The sequence below is a fragment of the Pseudomonas sp. Pf153 genome (genome assembly GCF_001269775.1).
Lineage (GTDB): Bacteria > Pseudomonadota > Gammaproteobacteria > Pseudomonadales > Pseudomonadaceae > Aquipseudomonas > Aquipseudomonas uvaldensis.
The window spans coordinates 13,112-32,661 of sequence record NZ_LHVL01000025.1; the positions used below are offsets into that span (position 1 = coordinate 13,112).

18 protein-coding genes are annotated in these 19,550 nt (G+C 61.9%); 12 read left to right on the forward strand and 6 right to left on the reverse strand.

The window, feature by feature from the left end:
• Nucleotides 1–64: 64 nt before the first annotated feature.
• The 4 genes from AD666_RS15450 to AD666_RS15465 are packed head-to-tail and all read right to left on the reverse strand — an operon-like array spanning nt 65 to nt 3,606.
• The gene (locus AD666_RS15450; RefSeq protein ID WP_053153476.1) at nt 65–904 is read right to left on the reverse strand and encodes a ChaN family lipoprotein; all 840 of its coding nucleotides are present in this window, start codon (nt 902–904) and stop codon (nt 65–67) included.
• A 22-nt stretch (nt 905–926) separates the two neighbouring features.
• Entirely contained in the window at nt 927–1,694 is a 768-nt protein-coding gene (locus AD666_RS15455; protein ID WP_053153478.1) for a heme ABC transporter ATP-binding protein, read from the reverse strand.
• Entirely contained in the window at nt 1,694–2,677 is a 984-nt protein-coding gene (locus tag AD666_RS15460) for an iron ABC transporter permease (RefSeq protein WP_172679647.1), read from the reverse strand. Before AD666_RS15460 ends, AD666_RS15455 begins: the two co-directional genes overlap by 1 nt.
• A 50-nt stretch (nt 2,678–2,727) precedes the next feature.
• A complete protein-coding gene (locus AD666_RS15465) occupies nt 2,728–3,606 on the reverse strand; it encodes a hemin ABC transporter substrate-binding protein (protein ID WP_053153484.1) in 879 nt (292 codons plus the stop codon).
• A 189-nt stretch (nt 3,607–3,795) separates the two neighbouring features.
• Between AD666_RS15465 and AD666_RS15470 the strand changes: the two genes are divergently transcribed.
• Nucleotides 3,796–4,113: a Rieske (2Fe-2S) protein gene (locus tag AD666_RS15470; protein WP_053153487.1), complete on the forward strand. Its 318-nt coding sequence runs from the start codon at nt 3,796–3,798 to the stop codon at nt 4,111–4,113.
• Here AD666_RS15470 and sfsA read toward each other — a convergent pair.
• Nucleotides 4,069–4,824, reverse strand: a complete 756-nt coding sequence (gene sfsA, locus AD666_RS15475) for a DNA/RNA nuclease SfsA (protein WP_053153490.1) — start codon at nt 4,822–4,824, stop codon at nt 4,069–4,071. The two genes, AD666_RS15470 and sfsA, sit on opposite strands and share 45 nt — an antisense overlap.
• Complete coding sequence (locus AD666_RS15480) at nt 4,824–5,996, reverse strand: pyridoxal phosphate-dependent aminotransferase (protein WP_053153493.1); 1,173 nt, start codon at nt 5,994–5,996, stop codon at nt 4,824–4,826. The genes sfsA and AD666_RS15480 overlap by 1 nt, the downstream gene beginning before the upstream one ends.
• Before the next feature lie 338 nt (nt 5,997–6,334).
• On the opposite strand from AD666_RS15480, the gene dksA reads away from it, so the two are divergent.
• The 11 genes from dksA to pgi all read left to right on the forward strand — a co-directional run bounded on the left by dksA (nt 6,335) and on the right by pgi (nt 19,490).
• The gene (gene dksA, locus AD666_RS15485; protein WP_047698275.1) at nt 6,335–6,778 is read left to right on the forward strand and encodes an RNA polymerase-binding protein DksA; all 444 of its coding nucleotides are present in this window, start codon (nt 6,335–6,337) and stop codon (nt 6,776–6,778) included.
• A 213-nt stretch (nt 6,779–6,991) separates the two neighbouring features.
• A complete protein-coding gene (gluQRS, locus tag AD666_RS15490) occupies nt 6,992–7,882 on the forward strand; it encodes a tRNA glutamyl-Q(34) synthetase GluQRS (protein WP_053153497.1) in 891 nt (296 codons plus the stop codon).
• Between the two features lie 78 nt (nt 7,883–7,960).
• Nucleotides 7,961–8,137: a hypothetical protein gene (locus AD666_RS26445; protein ID WP_003176118.1), complete on the forward strand. Its 177-nt coding sequence runs from the start codon at nt 7,961–7,963 to the stop codon at nt 8,135–8,137.
• Nucleotides 8,121–11,075 carry a sensor histidine kinase gene (locus AD666_RS15500; protein WP_172679638.1) on the forward strand — a complete coding sequence of 985 codons (2,955 nt, stop codon included), beginning with the start codon at nt 8,121–8,123 and terminating at the stop codon, nt 11,073–11,075. The genes AD666_RS26445 and AD666_RS15500 overlap by 17 nt, the downstream gene beginning before the upstream one ends.
• A 22-nt stretch (nt 11,076–11,097) precedes the next feature.
• A complete protein-coding gene (locus AD666_RS15505) occupies nt 11,098–12,534 on the forward strand; it encodes a sigma-54 dependent transcriptional regulator (RefSeq protein ID WP_053153503.1) in 1,437 nt (478 codons plus the stop codon).
• A gap of 746 nt (nt 12,535–13,280) precedes the next feature.
• Nucleotides 13,281–14,669 (forward strand): polynucleotide adenylyltransferase PcnB, encoded by a 1,389-nt coding sequence (locus tag AD666_RS15510; protein ID WP_053153506.1) that lies wholly within the window; start codon nt 13,281–13,283, stop codon nt 14,667–14,669.
• A gap of 3 nt (nt 14,670–14,672) precedes the next feature.
• Nucleotides 14,673–15,155, forward strand: coding sequence for a 2-amino-4-hydroxy-6-hydroxymethyldihydropteridine diphosphokinase (folK, locus tag AD666_RS15515; protein WP_053153509.1), 483 nt, complete (start codon nt 14,673–14,675; stop codon nt 15,153–15,155).
• 239 nt (nt 15,156–15,394) lie between these two features.
• The gene (panB, locus tag AD666_RS15520) at nt 15,395–16,195 is read left to right on the forward strand and encodes a 3-methyl-2-oxobutanoate hydroxymethyltransferase (RefSeq protein ID WP_053153512.1); all 801 of its coding nucleotides are present in this window, start codon (nt 15,395–15,397) and stop codon (nt 16,193–16,195) included.
• Nucleotides 16,192–17,052 carry a pantoate--beta-alanine ligase gene (gene panC / locus AD666_RS15525; RefSeq protein ID WP_053153516.1) on the forward strand — a complete coding sequence of 287 codons (861 nt, stop codon included), beginning with the start codon at nt 16,192–16,194 and terminating at the stop codon, nt 17,050–17,052. The genes panB and panC overlap by 4 nt, the downstream gene beginning before the upstream one ends.
• A 137-nt stretch (nt 17,053–17,189) precedes the next feature.
• Complete coding sequence (gene panD / locus AD666_RS15530) at nt 17,190–17,570, forward strand: aspartate 1-decarboxylase (RefSeq protein WP_053153519.1); 381 nt, start codon at nt 17,190–17,192, stop codon at nt 17,568–17,570.
• A 255-nt stretch (nt 17,571–17,825) separates the two neighbouring features.
• Entirely contained in the window at nt 17,826–19,490 is a 1,665-nt protein-coding gene (pgi, locus tag AD666_RS15535) for a glucose-6-phosphate isomerase (RefSeq protein WP_053153522.1), read from the forward strand.
• Nucleotides 19,491–19,550 lie beyond the last annotated feature (60 nt).

Sequence of the window (19,550 nt, forward strand, 5' to 3'; positions counted from 1 at the left end):
TAATCACGGTTATTCGACCCGGCTTTTGCCGGGTCTTTTTTTGCCCGCAGGACCGGCGCTCACCCTACCCCCCACGCATCTGAGCGCAATAATCCACCGCTGGCTTGGCTGGCGTGTACCACACGTAATCCGCCATGGCCGACGTTACCTCGCTGCCCTCCTCCGCCAGCATCAGGACTCGTGGCGCTTCTGACGCACCGAGATCCAATGTGTGCAGCGGCACGCCAACGTCCTTGCGTCCATGCCAGGCGCCAGCCAATAACAAGGCGGGCTTCGGCGCCTCCAGCAATCGCTCGGCCATACGCCGGTCACGCTGTTGCTGGACAGCCAGCATGGCCGGCATTTTCGACGCTGGCAGCAGACCGCAATGCGAGTCCCTGATCTGCCCCAGCAGTTGATCCTTCACGGTCGCCGCATTGGAGCGAGCCCCCGTGAGGCCCGATGACTGCCGGTAAAATCGCTGGATCTCGACGGTATCCAGGTTGGCAGCCAGGAGCGGATAGGGTTGTACCAGGGCAAATGTGATAACCGGCCCATACAGGGTCCAATCCCAACCCGGCGACCAACCCAGCGCGGCAGGCAGATCCTGCGGCAAGACCGGCAACCGGCGGACCGCGTCGACCCGAGGTTGCTGCTCCGGCGTCAGCATTTCCAGCAACAGACTGCCTTGGCTCCGTTGCTCTTCCAGGGCCTGCAGCAACCACAATTGCAAGGCGTGATGATCCTGATTGTCGTGTTGTTCGCCCACGATCAGCCGCGGAGCCTTTGCCAACTGCTCGACCAGCGCCTGGGGCGTGACGGCCCTGCCGGTGTGCAAATCGCGAATACGCCCGGTGATCGGGGGCGGCGAGAGGCTCTGGCAAGCGGTCAGTAGGCTCAGGAACAAGATCAGGATCAGGCGCACAGCGTCATCCTCATTGAGCCCTTCAACGGGCGATGATCAATGGGTGTCCGCGCTCCGGATGGGGTTGCACCAGCACTTCAAGACCGAACACCGCCTTGAGCGGTTCCGGGCGCAGCACGTGTTGCGGTGTGTCCAGCGCCACCGGCCTGCCGGACGCAAGCAGCAACAGGCGATCACAGTAGCGTGCCGCCAGGTTCAGGTCATGCAGAATCACCAGCACGGCGCCGCCTCGATCTGCAAAATCACGCACCGCTTGCAGGATCGTATGTTGATGCAACGGATCGAGCATTGAAGTCGGTTCGTCCAGTAGCAAAGTCTGTCCTGCTTCCCCCGGCCATAATTGCGCAAGTACCCGCGCCAAGTGGACTCTCTGACGCTCGCCCCCCGACAACGCCAGGTAACTGCGCCCCTGCAGATGCGCAGCGTCTGCGGCTTGCAGGGCCGAGGCCACGATTTGCTCATCTCGTGCACGACCGCTTTGATGCGGCAGACGCCCCATGCCGACGACTTCTTCCACGCGAAACGCAAAATCCAGGGTCGAGGATTGTGGCAACACCGCGAGGCGACGGGCGCGTTGGGCGCCGTCCCACTGGGCCAGCGGCCTCTCATCGAGCCATACCTGTCCCTGGGTTGGGCGCAACTCACCACACAGGCCCGCCAGCAAGGTGCTTTTGCCGGCACCATTGGGTCCAAGCACACCGAGCACTTCGCCGGAATTGAGCGCCAGATCAACGTCCGCCAGCACCGTTTTCCGACCACGGTGAATGTGCAGGCTCTGCGCTCGCAACATCAGGCACGCCCTCGCAGCAATAAATAAAGAAAGAACGGCGCTCCGATGAACGCCGTGACAATGCCGATCGGCAGCTCCGCCGGGGCCAGTGCCAGACGCGCCACCAGATCGGCGAACAGCAGCAGGCTTGCCCCCGCCAGCACAGAGGCTGGCAGCAGGACGCGGTGGTCGGGACCGGCCATCAGCCTTACCAGGTGGGGCACCACCAGCCCGACAAAGCCGATCATGCCCGCCGCCGCTACCGCAGCGCCGACGCCCAGGGCGGTGCAAAACACCAGTTCACGCTTGAGCTGTTCGACATCGACACCCAAATGCGCGGCCTCGGACTCACCCAGCAACAGCGCGTTGAGGGCCCGGGCCCGCCGTGGCAGCCACAGCGACACACCAGCGCTGACCAGCAGCAACGGCCATAAGCGCGCATAACTGGCACCGTTGAGACTGCCCAGGTTCCAGAACGTCAGCGTGCGCAGGGTTGCGTCATCTGCCAGATAGGTGAACAGCCCGACCGCGGCCCCGGACAATGCAGTGAGAGCAATGCCGGCCAGGAGCATGGTAGCGACATGGGTCTGGTCGTTGCGTCGTCCCAGGCGATAGACCAGCGCCGTGACCCCGAGCCCGCCAAGGAATGCACACAGCGACAGCAGGTAAGGGCCGAACACTTCAGGCAGCCCGCCCAACGCGGCCCCGCCGACGATGGCAAACGCCGCGCCCAGTGCAGCGCCGCTGGAAACGCCCACCAGGCCCGGGTCCGCCAGCGGGTTGCGGAACAGGCCTTGCATCGCCACGCCGGACAACGCCAACACGCCGCCTGTCGCCAGGCCCAACAGCGTGCGCGGCAAACGTATCTGGCCAAGGATCAGTTCAGCCTGTTCCAGATTGTCGGCGGCCACCGGCAAGCCCGACAGGCGTAACGCCGCGCGTGCAGTATCGAGCAAAGGCAGGCTCACCGGGCCCAGGGCCAGGGACAACCAGATCGCCAACAGACACAGCAGCCCCAGGCCGATAAACAACGTGCGCGGCTTGACCAAGGGCGTCATGGCGCACTGACCGTCTCATTCGGGTAAAACCGGGCCGTCAGGGCCGCCAGGCTTTGGGGCAAGCGAGGCCCCAGACCGCCCACCAGCAAGGTTGGATCAAGTTCCACGACACGCCCGTCCCGGGCGGCTCTGGTCGAGGCCAGAATCGGGTTTTCCTTGAACAGTGCCGCACGGGCCGCTTCGCCACTCAAGGCGCGGTCGGCGAATACCAGCACTTCGGGATCCAGTCCGGCCAGGGCTTCCACGGAAAAAGGTTTGTAACCGCTGTGGGACGCCAGATTGCGGCCACCGGCCTGTTGCAGCAGCCAATCGGCGGCCGTGTCTTTGCCTGCGATCAGCGGCTTGCCGCCCGCGTTCCCCAGCACCAGCAACACGCCGGGCGCCTGTCGCTTCAACTGGGCTTGCGCCACTCGCGCCTTTTGCCGGACGAGCTGCTGTTGAAAATGCTCGAACAACTGCGCGGCCTTCGCGTCAGCCCCCAGCAAGCGGCCCAGGTGCGCTAGATTGTCTTGAAGCGTTGATAAGTCGGGCGTGGCCGAGAACAGTTCCACCTGTACCCCGGCACTGCGAATCTGCGATAACACCGGCGGCGGCCCCATTTCTTCAGTGCCCACCAGGATCTGTGGACGCAGGCTCAGCACACCTTCCGCCGACAGTTGTCGCTGATAGCCGATACTGGGCAAGGCCCGAAGGGATTCAGGATGCTGGCTGGTGGAGTCAACCCCTACCAGCTTCGATTCCCCACCCAGGGCACTGACCCACTCCGACAATGCCCCACCGGCACTGACCCAGCGTTGCGGCAATTCGGTCGAGCCGGCCTCCTGGCTGGCCAGCAATGCGACACAAAGTGCGACAACGCGGATATTCAGGCGCATCAGGCAGCTTCCTCATACGATGTTGTTCACAGGAGCGGGCATTGACCCGCCATGCCAAGTATCCTCGACGACCTGCGAAGGAGGCGCCATTTGATAATTGTTTTCATTTGACCGTCAAGCGTGGACATTCAGAACCGATATGCAAGCTGGCCCCCTACAGCCTGCTGCGTCGGGCTATTGAGGATCTACATGAAATTTCTGTGTACCAATACAGATTTGCCTGACAACGGCAGTCGTGGTTTCGACATCGAGGGGCGCAAGGTGCTGGCCGTGCGTCGTGCGGGTCAGGTGTATGCCTATCTCAACCGCTGCCCTCATCGCGGCGTGCCGCTGGAATGGCAACCGGACCAGTTCCTCGACGCCAGCGCCAGCCTGATCCAATGCGCGACCCATGGCGCGCTGTTCCTCATCGAAAGCGGCGAGTGCGTGGCCGGCCCCTGTTCCGGTCAGTTCCTGGCCGCCCTAGAGAGCCGGGAGGACGAGCGAGGCATCTGGGTTGAGCTGTAGCGGCTCAAGCAGAACCGGCAGCGCACGGTCCACCCACATCTGCTGAGGCGTCAACGTGACACCATAGGCCAGCACCTCCACGCCTGCCGCCACCGCCTCGCGTAACGCGGCCGCATAGAACGGATCGATTTCCTCGGCGGGACGCACGGCGTCGATGCCACTCAGGTTGACGCAATACAGCTGTACCGCACGAACGCCTTGTCGAGCCAGACAGGCCAGCTCCCTCAGGTGCCTGGCGCCGCGCTGGGTCACGGCATCGGGAAACGCGGCGACATTCGTCCCCTCGAAGCCCAGCGTGACGCTCTTGACCTCGACCCAGGCCGAGCCGTGATCGTAATCCAGGCGAAAATCGATACGGCTGTTCTCCACACCATAGGCCACCTCACGCTTCAAGCCGGTGAAGCCGTTCAGCTCAGTGATCACCCCGGCGCGCAACGCCTCTTCGATCAAGGTATTGGCCCGCGCCGTATTGATGCAGGCCAGCCGTCCGTGAGGGGTCTCGCCTATTTCCCAAGTGCCGGGCAGCTTGCGCTTGGGGTCGCTGGAGCGACTGAACCAGACGCGCGCGCCTTCGGCCATGCAATTGAGCATCGAACCCGTGTTCGGGCAGTGAATGGTCAGGTGCTCGCCATCGACGGTTTCGATATCGGCGAGAAAACGCTTGTAGCGCCGGATCAGTCGACCTGCTTCCAACTCAGGAGAAAATCGCATCAGCCTTGCCAGCTCCGCAGCCCGCGGGCAATGCGCTCCACCGCTTCCTGGAGCCGTGGCAGGCTCTGGGTATAGGCGAAACGCACATGATGCCCGGCCTGATGACGCCCGAAGTCCAGCCCTGGCGTGAACGCCACGTGTTCGGTTTCCAGGAAATGCTGGCAGAAGGCAAACGCATCGCCGCCGAACGCACGGATATCAGCGTACAGATAAAACGCACCTTGCGGCTCGACCGCAATGCCGAAACCCAGCTCACGCAAGGCCGGCAGCAGGAAGTCGCGGCGCAATGCGAACTCGGCCCGACGCTGCTCGAAAATCTCGATAGTGGCCGGCTCGAAGCAGGCCAGCGCCGCATGCTGAGCCATGCTGGGTGCACTGATGTAAAGGTTCTGCGCCAGCTTTTCCAGCTCACCGACCGCAGCCGAAGGGGCCACCAGCCAGCCCAGCCGCCAACCGGTCATGCCGAAATACTTGGAAAAACTGTTCAGGACAAAGGCCTCGTCATCGACTTCCAGCACGCTGGCGGCATCGGTGCCGTAGGTCAGGCCGTGATAGATCTCGTCCACCACCAGATGGCCATTGTGCCCCTTGATGGCCGTGGACAGCCCGGCCAGCTCGTCCCGGGTGAGGATCGTCCCGGTAGGGTTGGCCGGCGAAGCCACCAATGCGCCAACGCTGCCCTGGTCCCAGTGACGGTTCACCAGGTCCGGTGTCAGCTGGTAACGCACCTCCGGGCCTACCGGCACCAGCTGCGCCGCGCCCTCCACCAACCGCAGGAAGTGACGATTGCAAGGGTAACCAGGGTCGGCCAACAGCCAGTGCTTGCCCGGATCCACCAACAAGGCACTGGCCAGCAACAACGCACCGGACCCGCCCGGAGTGACCAGGATGCGCCGGGGATCGATCTCGACCCCATAGCGCTGCCCATAGAACCGGGCGATGGCCTCGCGCAGCTCGGGAATTCCGCGGGCTGCGGTGTAGCGGGTCTTGCCCGCCGCCAGCGCGGCCTGACCGGCTTGGATGATCGGCTCAGCCGTAGTGAAGTCCGGCTCGCCGATCTCCAGGTGGATGACATCGTGTCCGGCGGCCTGCAGCTCGTTGGCGCGGGCCAGCAGCGCCATGACATGGAAAGGTTCGATGGCGCGGCTGCGCGCACTGTAGGGCTGGGCCATGGGCCTTCCTTCGCGTAAAAAGAACCGATTCTACCCAACTCGTAAACGCGTGCGGGAACGAGCATCGATTCAAAAGGGTCTGAGCCGTTGGATTGCAGGAAATGACTCCGGCGATTGACCCAGGCTTGACTAGAATCAAGCATTGAGCAGGATGACAGTTCCACCGGAGCGAACCCGAGCGTGCCTCACAAAGCCCCGCCCGCCGCAGGCTCGACAACCGGGAGTAGCGCGGCCCGATTCGATCTGGTAAGTTCGCCCGCTTGCAGCCGCAGGGCCGGCAGGTGTCGGTGATGGAGCAATCCTGCGTAGTGGATTACAAGAGTAGAGGCGGTCCATTCATGCCCACCCAAGCAAAGCAGAATCAAAACCAGTCGCTCAGCGGGTTTGAGCCTTATGTCCCCAAAGAGGGCGAAGAGTACATGGGCGCCCCCATGCGCGCTCACTTCACCAAGATCCTGAACAAGTGGAAGCAGGACTTGATGCAGGAAGTCGACCGCACCGTGGACCATATGAAAGACGAAGCGGCCAACTTCCCCGATCCGGCCGACCGTGCCAGCCAGGAAGAAGAATTCAGCCTCGAACTGCGTGCCCGTGACCGTGAACGCAAGTTGATCAAGAAGATCGACAAGACGTTGCAACTGATCGAAGACGAAGAATACGGCTGGTGCGAATCCTGCGGCATCGAAATCGGTATCCGCCGACTGGAAGCCCGACCGACCGCCGACCTGTGCATCGACTGCAAGACACTGGCGGAAATCAAGGAAAAACAGGTCGGCAAATAATCGCCGGGCTGTAATAAAAACGGAGCGTCCACACGCTCCGTTTTTTGTTTGCGAAACTGTCCCCCTGTAGGAGCGAGCCTGCTCGCGATAGCGCCAGATCAGCCACCATTGATGTGACAGGCATACCGCCATCGCGAGCAGGCTCGCTCCCACAGGGGATATGCTTCGTCAGCAAGACCTATATTCTTACTAAGATTCAGCAATCCACCCCCCATGACCGTTACCTCCTCCTACATCGGCCGCTTCGCACCCACCCCCAGCGGCCACCTGCATTTCGGCTCGCTGGTCGCTGCGCTGGCTTCGTACCTGGATGCCCGGTCCGTGGGTGGACGCTGGCTGTTGCGCATGGAAGACCTCGACCCGCCAAGGGAAGAGCCTGGCGCGCAGGCGGCGATTCTCAAGGCCCTGGAGGCCTACGGTTTCGAATGGGACGGCGAGATGGTTCGCCAGAGCGATCGTCATGACGCCTACAATCAGGTCATCAACCGGCTGTTCAGCCAGGGCCTGGCCTATGCCTGTACTTGCTCGCGCAAACAGCTGGAGGCCTACCACGGCGTTTATCCGGGGCTGTGCCGCAACGCCGGACACGACATGCAGGGCGCTGCCATCCGTCTGCGTGTGCCCGAACTCGAGTACCATTTCACCGACCGGGTACAGGGCCCATTCCGCCAGCACCTGGGTCGCGAGGTCGGCGACTTCGTGATCCGTCGTCGCGACGGGCTCCATGCCTATCAACTGGCCGTGGTGCTGGACGACGCCTGGCAAGGGGTGACCGATATCGTGCGTGGCGCCGACCTGCTGGACTCCACCCCGCGCCAGCTTTACCTGCAGGAGCTGCTCGGCTTGCCGCAACCACGTTATTTGCACGTGCCGCTGATCACTCAACCGGACGGGCATAAGCTCGGCAAGTCCTACCGTTCGCCGCCGCTGGACGCCGACCAGGCGACCCCGCTTCTGCTACGGGCGTTGCGGGCGCTGGGGCAGCGACCGGGGCCCGAGCTGGTCGATACCAGCCCCCGTGAACTGTTGGATTGGGGCATCCGGCACTGGGATGTAGCCAGCATTCCACGCACACTGACCCTGCCCGAAGCGCAAATACGCTGACGGCCCTTGCAGCTTGGCGCCCATCCGTTACCATCGCCGCACGTTTTTCGGGCACGCGCTTAAAAAAGAGAGGCCGGGATGTACATCTATCGCTTGGTCCTGCTCCTGGTAGTGGGGATTTATCTGTTCTCCCCAGCCATCATGGATTGGTGGATCGACGCCACGGGTGCCTGGTATCGGCCTTATCTGCTCTGGCTGATCCTGATCGTCGTGACCTTCATCCTGCAGAGCCAAAAAGATGCCGATGAGCTTTAGCCTGACCCAGATGGTCCTGATCAGCGCCGTCTACCTGGCGGTACTGTTCGGCGTGGCCTGGATCAGCGAACGGGGCATGATCCCACGGGCGATCATTCGCCATCCGCTGACCTACACCCTGTCGCTGGGCGTTTATGCCAGCGCGTGGGCGTTCTACGGTACGGTCGGCCTGGCCTACCAGTACGGCTATGGTTTCCTGTCCAGTTATCTCGGTGTGTCAGGGGCATTCCTGCTGGCGCCGGTGCTGCTGTACCCGATTCTGAAAATCACCCGTACCTACCAGCTCTCTTCGCTGGCCGACCTGTTCGCCTTTCGTTTCCGCAGCACTTGGGCCGGGGCGCTGACTACGATCTTCATGCTGGTGGGCGTGCTGCCATTGCTGGCCTTGCAGATGCAGGCCGTGGCCGACTCCATCAGCATCCTGACCCATGAGCCGGTGCAACACCGGGTGGCGCTGAGTTTCTGCGTCCTGATCATCCTGTTCACCATCTTCTTCGGCTCCCGGCACATCGCCACCCGGGAGAAACACGAAGGTCTGGTATTCGCCATCGCTTTCGAATCGGTGATCAAACTGATCGCCATCGGTGGCGTTGGCCTCTATGCGCTGTACGGTGTCTTCAATGGCCCGCAACAGCTCGAACTTTGGCTGCTGCAAAACCAGACCGCCCTCGCCGCCCTGCACACGCCGCTGCAAGAAGGCCCGTGGCGCACCCTGCTGCTGGTGTTCTTCGCCTCGGCGATCGTGATGCCGCACATGTATCACATGACCTTTACCGAAAACCTTAATCCGCGTTCGCTGGTCAGCGCGAGCTGGGGCCTGCCGCTGTTCCTGCTGCTGATGAGCCTGGCGGTGCCTTTGATACTGTGGGCCGGGTTGAAATTGGGCGCCAGTACCAACCCGGAGTACTTCACCCTGGGCATCGGCATAGCCGCCAACAGTCCGGCCCTCGCCTTGCTGGCCTACATCGGCGGCCTGTCGGCGGCCAGCGGCCTGATCATCGTGACCACCCTGGCGCTGTCGGGGATGGCCCTCAACCATCTGGTGCTGCCGCTTTACCAGCCGCCGGCCGAAGGCAATATCTACCGCTGGCTGAAATGGACCCGGCGGGCGCTGATCGTGGCGATCATCATGGCCGGCTACGGGTTCTACCTGATGTTGGGGGACGGACAGGACCTGGCTAACCTGGGCATCGTCGCCTTCGTCGCCACCCTGCAATTCCTGCCGGGGGTGCTATCGGTGCTGTATTGGCCGACCGCCAACCGCCGCGGCTTTATCGCCGGTCTGTTGGCGGGCATCCTGGTCTGGCTGGTCGCCATGCTATTGCCGTTGCTGGGCAATCTGGAGGGTTTCTACATCCCTCTGCTGAACATGATCTACGTGCTCGACGACACCAGTTGGCACATGGCGGCCATCGCCTCGCTGGCGGCTAACGTGTTGATGTTCACCTTGATCTCCCTGTTCACCAACGCCAGCAGCGAAGAAGCCAGCGCCGCCGAAGCCTGCGCGGTGGACAATGTGCGTCGTCCGCAACGTCGCGAACTGCACGCCGCTTCGCCCCAGGAATTCGCCACGCAATTGGCCAAGCCCCTGGGCGCCAAGGCCGCGCAAAAGGAAGTCGAACAGGCCCTGCGCGACCTCTACCTGCCTTTCGATGAACGCCGCCCGTACGCCCTGCGCCGCCTGCGCGACCGCATCGAAGCCAACCTGTCCGGCCTGATGGGCCCCAGCGTGGCCCAGGACATGGTCGAGACATTCCTGCCCTACAAGGCGGGCGGCGAAAACTATGTCACAGAAGATATCCACTTCATCGAAAGCCGCCTCGAAGACTACCACTCCCGCCTCACCGGCCTGGCCGCCGAACTGGACGCCCTGCGCCGTTATCATCGCCAGACCCTGCAAGAGCTGCCAATGGGCGTGTGTTCTCTGGCCAAGGACCAGGAAATCCTGATGTGGAACAAGGCCATGGAAGAGCTGACCGGGATCGCCGCCCAGCGCGTGGTCGGTTCACGCCTCAGTACCCTGGGCGAACCCTGGAGAGGCTTGCTGCAAGGCTTCATCGACCTGCCGGACGAGCACCTGCACAAGCAACACCTGGCCCTGGACGGCCAGACCCGCTGGCTAAACCTGCACAAGGCGGCGATCGATGAGCCGTTGGCGCCGGGTAACAGCGGCCTGGTGCTGCTGGTGGAAGACCTGACCGACACCCAGATGCTCGAAGACAAGCTGGTCCACTCCGAACGCCTGGCGAGCATCGGCCGGCTGGCCGCCGGGGTGGCCCACGAAATCGGCAACCCGATTACCGGCATCGCCTGCCTGGCGCAGAACCTGCGCGAAGAGCGCGAGGACGATAGCGAACTGACGGAAATCAGCAGCCAGATCCTTGAGCAGACCCGCCGAGTGTCGCGCATTGTCCAGTCCCTGATGAGTTTCGCCCATGCCGGCGGGCACCAGCACAACGACGAACCCGTGTGCCTGGCCGAAGTTGCCCAGGATGCCATTGGCCTGCTGGCCCTGAACCGGCGCAATTTCGAAGTGCAGTTCTTCAACCTGTGCGACCCGGATCACTGGGTCGACGGCGACCCCCAGCGACTCGCCCAAGTGCTGATCAACCTGTTGTCCAATGCCCGCGACGCTTCACCCGCGGGCAGTGCGGTACGAGTCAAGAGCGAAGCCAGCGAACACACGATCGATCTGATCGTCGAAGACGAAGGCAGTGGCATCCCACAGAACATCATGGATCGGTTGTTCGAACCTTTCTTCACCACCAAGGATCCTGGCGAAGGCACCGGACTGGGCCTTGCACTGGTCTATTCCATCGTTGAAGAGCATTATGGACAAATCACCATCGACAGCCCGGCCGATGTTCAAAGCCAGCGCGGCACCCGTATCCGGGTCACCCTGCCGCGCCATGTCGAAGCGACGTCCGCTGTGAACTGAGACCGTCGAGAGAATCGAATCAATGCCGCACATTTTGATCGTCGAAGACGAAACCATTATCCGCTCCGCCTTGCGCCGCCTGCTGGAACGCAACCAGTACCAGGTCAGCGAAGCCGGTTCCGTGCAGGAAGCACAAGAGCGTTTCAGCATCCCAACGTTTGACCTCATCGTCAGCGACCTGCGTCTGCCCGGTGCTCCCGGTACCGAGCTGATCAAGCTTGGCCAGGGCACGCCCGTGCTGATCATGACCAGCTACGCCAGCCTGCGCTCGGCGGTCGACTCCATGAAAATGGGCGCGGTGGACTACATTGCCAAGCCGTTCGACCACGACGAAATGCTCCAGGCCGTGGCTCGCATCCTGCGTGACCGACAGACGGCAGCGAGCAATCCGTCGGAGCCGACGAACGGTAAAGGCGCAGCCTCCGCGAAAGCCGGCACCGGCAATGCCAATGGCGAAATCGGCATCATCGGCTCCTGCCCTCCCATGCAGGACCTCTACGTCAAGATCCGCAAAGTGGCACCGACCGACTCCAACGTCCTGATCCAGGGGGAGTCCGGTACCGGTAAGGAACTGGTCGCCCGCGCCCTGCACAACCTGTCTCGCCGGGCCAAGGCCCCGATGATTTCGGTGAACTGCGCGGCGATCCCGGAAAGCCTGATCGAGTCCGAGCTGTTCGGGCATGAGAAAGGCGCGTTCACCGGAGCCAGCGCCGGACGCGCCGGATTGGTGGAAGCAGCGGATGGCGGCACGCTGTTCCTTGACGAAATCGGCGAGCTGCCGCTGGAAGCCCAGGCACGGTTGCTGCGGGTTCTCCAGGAAGGCGAAATCCGCCGGGTCGGCTCAGTCCAGTCGCAAAAAGTCGACGTACGCCTGATCGCAGCGACCCACCGGGACCTCAAGAGCCTGGCAAAGATTGGCCAGTTCCGTGAGGACCTGTATTACCGGCTGCACGTCATCGCGCTGAAATTACCGGCCTTGCGTGAACGAGGCGCGGACGTCAACGAAATCGCCAATGCCTTCCTTGCCCGCCAGAGCGCACGGGTCAACCGCACCGACCTGAAGTTCGCCCCGGACGCCGAACAGGCCATTCGTCATTACGCCTGGCCGGGCAACGTACGAGAACTGGAAAACGCAGTGGAGCGGGCAGTGATCCTGTGCGAAAGCCCGGAAATCTCCGCCGACCTGCTGGGTATCGACATCGAGCTCAGCGATATGGACGATGAAGAATTCATTGGCCTGGCCCCTCAACAGGGCGGTGCTGCCAACAACACCAGCCACGAGCCGACCGAGGACCTGTCCCTGGAAGACTACTTCCAGCACTTCGTCCTGGAACACCAGGACCACATGACCGAGACCGAACTGGCTCGCAAGCTCGGGGTAAGCCGCAAGTGCCTGTGGGAGCGCCGCCAGCGCCTGGGGATTCCGCGGCGCAAGACCGGGGTGGCCAGCGAGAGCTGAAATTTGAGAATTGTGGGAGCGATCTCCCACAGAGGGATCACTGTCGTACCGTATCAATGTGAAAAAACTGTTACCCCAGCTTTTTCACGTAACAGAAGCCGGGGTTTACGGTAACGAAACCCCGGCTTTTTTTCGCCCAGGAAAAATGGCTATAACCATAGAACCCCCGGTTTCGCTGGGCCTCGCAAAAGTTGGCACGCCCCCTGCTATAGCTTTGGTACAAGAACAATAACAAGCAATGCACAAGACAATAAAAATAAGACGAATCGACTCACGCACAATAAAAACAAGACGGCGAGAGGCGCAGCTAACTGATTCTTTTGGAGAGGCGTTGTATTTGGGGCTTGCCCCACGACCAGGCCGAGAACAATAAAAACTGTCTCAAGACAGGCGCCTGAACTGGTTGGATCGACTGATCACTGCAACACAGCGACCAAAGCAATCCGTTTGCTCTTGGCTCCCGATTGGGAGGGTCACGACGGGAAACCTCGTGGCGCGGGCACTCACAAAAACAAGAAGCCCAAAACCATAATAAAAACAGAGCACGCAACTAATTCTGGGGGAGCTTCGGCTCCCCTTGTGGTTTCTGACATTCCCCTTCCCTCCAGCCTACAAGCCTTGTCGCTTGAAGCTTGCAGCTCAAAACTGCGGTGTCCTACACCATCCCCTGACTAAATGCTAGAATCCCCGCCCATCATGCGGCCATTCTCCGTTTTGGCCGAACATTCCTTCAAACAGTGCATCCCATGCTGAAGAAGCTGTTCCAGTCATTTCGTTCTCCCTTGCGTCGTACGCAACACATTCGCAGCACGCCTGAAGTGCTCAACAGCGGCCAGCACTCATTGCAAAAGGCCCAGTTCAGCCGTTATGCGGTGAACATCGTCGAACGCCTGCAGAACGCCGGCTACCAGGCTTACCTGGTGGGCGGATGCGTGCGCGACATGCTACTCAACATCACCCCCAAGGATTTCGACGTCGCCACCAGCGCCACGCCGGAACAGGTTCGGGCCGAATTCCGGAACGCACGGATCATTGGTCGACGCTTCAAACTGGTTCATATCCATTTCGGTCGTGAAATCATCGAGGTGGCGACTTTTCGCGCCAACCACCCGCAAAACGAGGATGAAGAAGACAGCAACCAGTCTTCTCGCAACGAGAGCGGGCGCATCCTGCGGGATAACGTCTATGGCACCCTGGAAGAAGACGCGCAACGCCGCGATTTCACCATTAACGCCCTGTATTACGATCCGGTCAGCGAGCGCATCCTCGACTACGCCAACGGCGTGCACGATATCCGCAATCGTCTGATCCGCCTGATTGGCGATCCCAAGCAGCGCTACCAGGAAGACCCGGTACGCATGCTGCGGGCCGTGCGTTTCGCCGCCAAGCTGGATTTCGGCATCGAAAAACACAGCGCCACGCCAATTCGCGACCTGGCGCCGACGCTGCGGGACATTCCCTCGGCGCGCCTGTTCGAGGAAGTGCTCAAGCTGTTCCTGTCGGGCAATGCGGCGGACACCTTCGAAATGCTGGTGGACCTGCAACTGTTCGACCCGCTGTTCCCGGCCAGCGCCGAGGCGCTGGAGCACAACCCGACCTACACCCATACCCTCATCAGTGAAGCGCTGATCAATACTGATTTGCGTATCAAGCAGAATAAACCGGTGACCCCGGCCTTCCTGTTCGCCGCGCTGCTCTGGCCCGCGCTGCCGACTCGGGTGTTGTGCCTTCAGGAGCGCGGCATGCCGCCGATCCCGGCCATGCAGGAAGCTGCACACGAACTGATCAGCGAACAATGCCAGCGCATCGCGATCCCAAAGCGTTTCACGATGCCGATCCGAGAAATCTGGGACATGCAGGAACGCCTGCCACGGCGTAGCGGCAAGCGGGCCGACCTGCTGCTGGACAACCCGCGTTTCCGCGCCGGCTACGACTTCCTGTTGCTGCGCGAAAGTGCCGGTGAACAGACCGATGGCCTGGGCGAATGGTGGACGGATTACCAGGACGCCAATGACAGCGAGCGTCGGGAGATGATCCGCCAACTCAGCGGCAAGGACGACGGTGCCAGCGGTCCGCGCAAACGCCGGCGTAGTAGCGGTGCCAAGCGTAAACAGGTCGGCGCGTCGGGCGAATAATCCATGGAACGCGTCTACATCGGCATGGGCAGCAACCTGGCCGAACCCGCCGAACAACTGCGCAGTGCCCTCCAGGCGCTGGCGCAATTGCCCGACACCCAGCTGGCTGGCGTTTCGGCGTTCTATCAAAGCGACTCGCTGCTGCCCGGCCAACCGCGCTACACCAACGCGGTGGCCGCGCTGGACAGTCGTCTGGCGCCGCTGGCGCTGCTCGATGCGCTGCAAGCCATCGAAACCGGCCAGGGACGCGAACGCCTGGAACGCTGGGGCCCGCGCACCCTGGACCTGGACATTCTGCTGTTTGGCGATCGGCTGATCGACGAGCCTCGCCTGAAAGTCCCCCACTACCACATGCAGGCCCGGGCCTTCGTGCTGTACCCTCTGGCCGAGCTGGCCCCCGCCGACCTGCGCCTGGCCGATGGGCGCCTGCTCGAAGACCTGCTCGCAGCTTGCCCATTCGTCGGCCTGGAACGCTTGCCTGGCTGACAATACCCTCCCAAGGATCGGTACCCAACGGTCAGATCCGATACGTTCCCCCACGCTGAAACGCATCAGTAACCCCGGTAACACCCGCCGGTAACACATCCAATTGACTTCCCCGGTGCTCCTCACGACTATAGGCGTCCCGTTGCCGCCAACGCGGCATTCAAGGGCGCAATCCAGGCCTTACAAGCACCACGCATAGAGGGTGCGCCTGAATACGAGCGTCCAATGAGGACTTTTTCATGCCAGCTATTACCCTGACCACGCTGCAAGGTCTCAAGCAAAAAGGTGAAAAAATCACCATGCTGACCTGTTATGACGCAACCTTCGCCCACGCCTGCAACGAGGCCGGCGTCGAAGTGCTACTGGTGGGCGATTCCCTCGGCATGGTGCTGCAAGGCCATGACAGCACGCTGCCGGCAACCACCGCCGACATGGCCTATCACGTGGCCTGCGTCAAACGCGGTAACACCGATGCGCTGATCCTCGCCGATCTACCGTTCATGGCCTACGCCACCCTCGAACAGACCATGACCAACAGCGCCCTGCTGATGCAGGCTGGCGCCCATATGGTGAAAATCGAAGGCGCGCTGTGGCTGGCCGAGTCGATCCGGCTGCTGGCCGAACGAGGCATTCCGGTGTGCGCACACCTGGGCCTGACGCCGCAGTCGGTGAACGTTCTCGGTGGCTACAAGGTCCAGGGGCGCAACGAAAACCAGGCGCGGCAGATGCGCGCCGATGCGATCGCGCTGGAACAGGCCGGCGCGGCGATGTTGTTGCTCGAATGCGTACCCAGCGAGCTGGCTGAAGAAATCACCCAGGCGGTCAAGATACCGGTCATCGGGATCGGTGCCGGCAGTGCCACCGACGGCCAGGTGTTGGTGCTGCACGACATGCTCGGGCTGTCGATCACCGGCCGCGTCCCCAAGTTCGTGAAAAACTTCATGGCCGGACAAACCAGCATCCAGGCAGCCTTGAGCGCCTACGTGGCAGAAGTCAAAGCCGCGACCTTCCCAGGCGCCGAACACGGATTCTCTGCATGAACACCGTCAAGACCGTACGTGAACTGCGGGCCGCCGTGGCCCGTGCCCGCAACGAAGGCAAGCGCATCGCCTTCGTACCGACCATGGGTAATCTGCACAGCGGCCACATGGCGTTGGTGACCAAAGCAGCGCAACGGGCCGATTTCGTGGTGACGAGCATTTTCGTCAACCCACTGCAATTCGGAGCGGGCGAAGACCTGGACAAATACCCCCGCACCTTGGCGGCGGACCAGGAAAAGCTACTGCAGGCTGGCTGCCACTTGCTGTTTGCCCCCAGCGTTGAAGAGATGTATCCCGACGGCATGGCCGGGCAGACCCGGGTCAGCGTTCCGCAATTGTCCGAAGGCCTGTGCGGTGCCAGCCGTCCGGGCCATTTCGAAGGCGTGGCGACCGTGGTCAGCAAGCTGTTCAACATGGTCCAGCCTGACCTGGCGGTATTCGGCCAGAAGGACTTCCAGCAACTGGCGGTGATCCGCGCGCTGGTCCACGACTTGAACATGCCGATCCAGATCATCGGCGAGCCGACCGTCCGGGCCGAAGACGGCCTGGCGCTTTCATCGCGCAACGGTTTCCTCAGCCCCGAACAACGCGCCGTGGCCCCAGCGGTCTACCGCAGCCTGAGCCACATCGCCGAGGCGATCCGCCAGGGGCAGCGGGATTTCCCGGCGTTGATCGCCGAGCAGCTCAAGCAACTCGAAGCCGCCGGCCTGCGCCCCGACTACCTGGAAGTGCGCCATGCCCGGACCTTGCGACCGGCCACGGCCGAAGACCGCGACCTGGTGATCCTGGTCGCTGCCTTCCTGGGCACGACTCGGCTGATCGACAACCTGCATCTGGATCTCGACGCGCACGCCTGAACATCCTCCTGTGGAAACAAACTGTGGGAGGAAGCTGTGCTCCCACAGGTTCGCCCATAGAGCGCTGCGGTGTTATTGCCGCTCCTGCAGCCTTCGGGCACACTGCCCGCCGTTTGGACCCGACCAGAGGAAACCCCATGCACGCCATCATGCTCAAGGCCAAGCTGCACCGCGCCGAAGTCACTCACGCCGTGCTCGATTACGAGGGCTCCTGTGCCATCGATGGTGAATGGCTGGACCTGTCCGGCATCCGCGAATACGAGCAGATCCAGATCTACAACGTGGACAACGGCGAGCGCTTCACTACCTATGCCATTCGTGGCGAAGATGGCTCGCGGATGATTTCGGTCAACGGCGCCGCGGCGCACAAGGCCAAGGTGGGCGACCGTGTCATCATTTGCGCCTACGCCCATTACAGCGAAGCCGAACTGGTGAATTTCAAACCCCGCATGCTGTACATGGCGCCAGGCAATGAACTGAGCCACACCAGCAACGCCATCCCGGTCCAGGTTGCCTGATTTCCCTAATGCTCCCACATGAAGTGTCCAGTGATAGGATTCTGGGCCCCGTCTGTCGGACCTGTCCCGAGCCCGTTGTATAAAAAAGTACCGGGAAACGGTCAGACAAAGTCAAGACAGATCGCAACGCGAGGTTTACTGTAGTCGCCCTGCGCCCAGTGATCGTGTCGACGCAGTCGTCCGGACGCCCGCCTCGGGCCATGCCGGAGTTTTTAGTGTACAAAAGGTCGTTCAAGTAAAAGGAAACCCGCAGCGATGGCGTATTACCGAAACCCTCATGACGTGACCGCTCTGCCCGCCTGGCAAGCGCTGAATGACCACCGCAAAGCCATGCAGGATTTCAGCATGCGCGAAGCGTTCAACGCCGATCCGCAGCGTTTCAACCAATTTACCCTGTCGAGCTGTGGCCTGTTTCTCGACTATTCGAAAAACCTGATCAACGCCCAGACTCGCGATCTGCTAGTCAACCTGGCCAACGAAGTCGACCTCAAGGGTGCGATCAAGGCGCTGTTCGAAGGCGAAATCGTCAACGCCTCGGAAAACCGCCCGGCCTTGCACACCGCCCTGCGGCGGCCGGTAGGCGACAAATTGCTGGTAAACGGCGTCAACGTGATGCCGGACGTGCATAAGGTCTTGAACCAGATCACCGACCTGGTGGGCCGCATTCACGACGGGCTGTGGCGGGGCTACACCGAGAAGCCGATCACCGACGTAGTGAACATCGGCATCGGTGGCTCTTTCCTCGGCCCGGAACTGGTGTCCGAAGCACTGTTGTCCTACGCGCAAAAAGGCGTTCGCTGCCACTACCTGGCGAACATCGACGGCAGCGAATTCCATGAGCTGACCATGAAGCTGCGCGCCGAGACCACGCTGTTCATCGTCTCGTCGAAATCCTTCAATACCCTCGAAACCCTGAAGAACGCCCAGGCCGCCCGTGCCTGGTACCTCGCCCAGGGCGGCTCCGAAGCCGAGCTGTATCGCCACTTCATTGCCGTATCGAGCAACAATGCGGCGGCCGTGGCGTTCGGCATCCGTGAAGAGAACATCTTCCCGATGTGGGACTGGGTGGGTGGTCGTTACTCGCTGTGGTCGGCCATCGGTTTGCCTATCGCCCTGGCCATCGGCATGTCGAACTTCAAGGAACTGCTGTCCGGCGCCTATTCCATGGACCAGCATTTCCAGAGTGCGCCGTTCGAGCAGAACATGCCGGTGCTGCTGGCGTTGCTCGGCGTTTGGTACGGCAATTTCTGGGGCGCGCAGAGCCACGCGATCCTGCCGTACGACCATTACCTGCGTAACATCACCAAGCACTTGCAGCAATTGGACATGGAATCCAATGGCAAGAGCGTGCGCCAGGACGGTACCCCGGCATCGACCGACACGGGCCCGGTCATCTGGGGCGGCGTCGGTTGCAACGGCCAGCACGCTTACCATCAGTTGCTGCACCAGGGCACCCAATTGATCCCGGCCGACTTCATCGTCCCCGTGGTCAGTTTCAACCCGGTGGCCGACCACCATCAGTGGTTGTACGCCAACTGCCTGTCCCAGAGCCAGGCACTGATGCTCGGCAAGACCCGCGCCGAGGCCGAGGCCGAATTGCGCGACAAGGGCGCCAGCGAAGAAGACGTGCGCAAACTGGCCTCCCACAAGGTCATTCCGGGCAACCGGCCGAGCAACACCCTCGTGGTCGAACGCATCAGCCCTCGCCGTCTGGGCGCACTGGTGGCGCTGTATGAACACAAAGTGTTCGTGCAAAGCGTGGTCTGGGGCATCAATGCCTTCGACCAGTGGGGCGTGGAGTTGGGCAAGGAGCTGGGCAAAGGTGTCTATAACCGCCTGGTGGGCAGCGAAGAAAGCCCGGCCGAAGATGCCTCGACCCAGGGCCTGATCAACTACTTCCGCGGGCGTCATCGCGGCTGATCCCAGGTTTGCATTACCCTTGTGGGAGGGTCTTGTGGGAGCAAAGCTTGCTCGCGATAG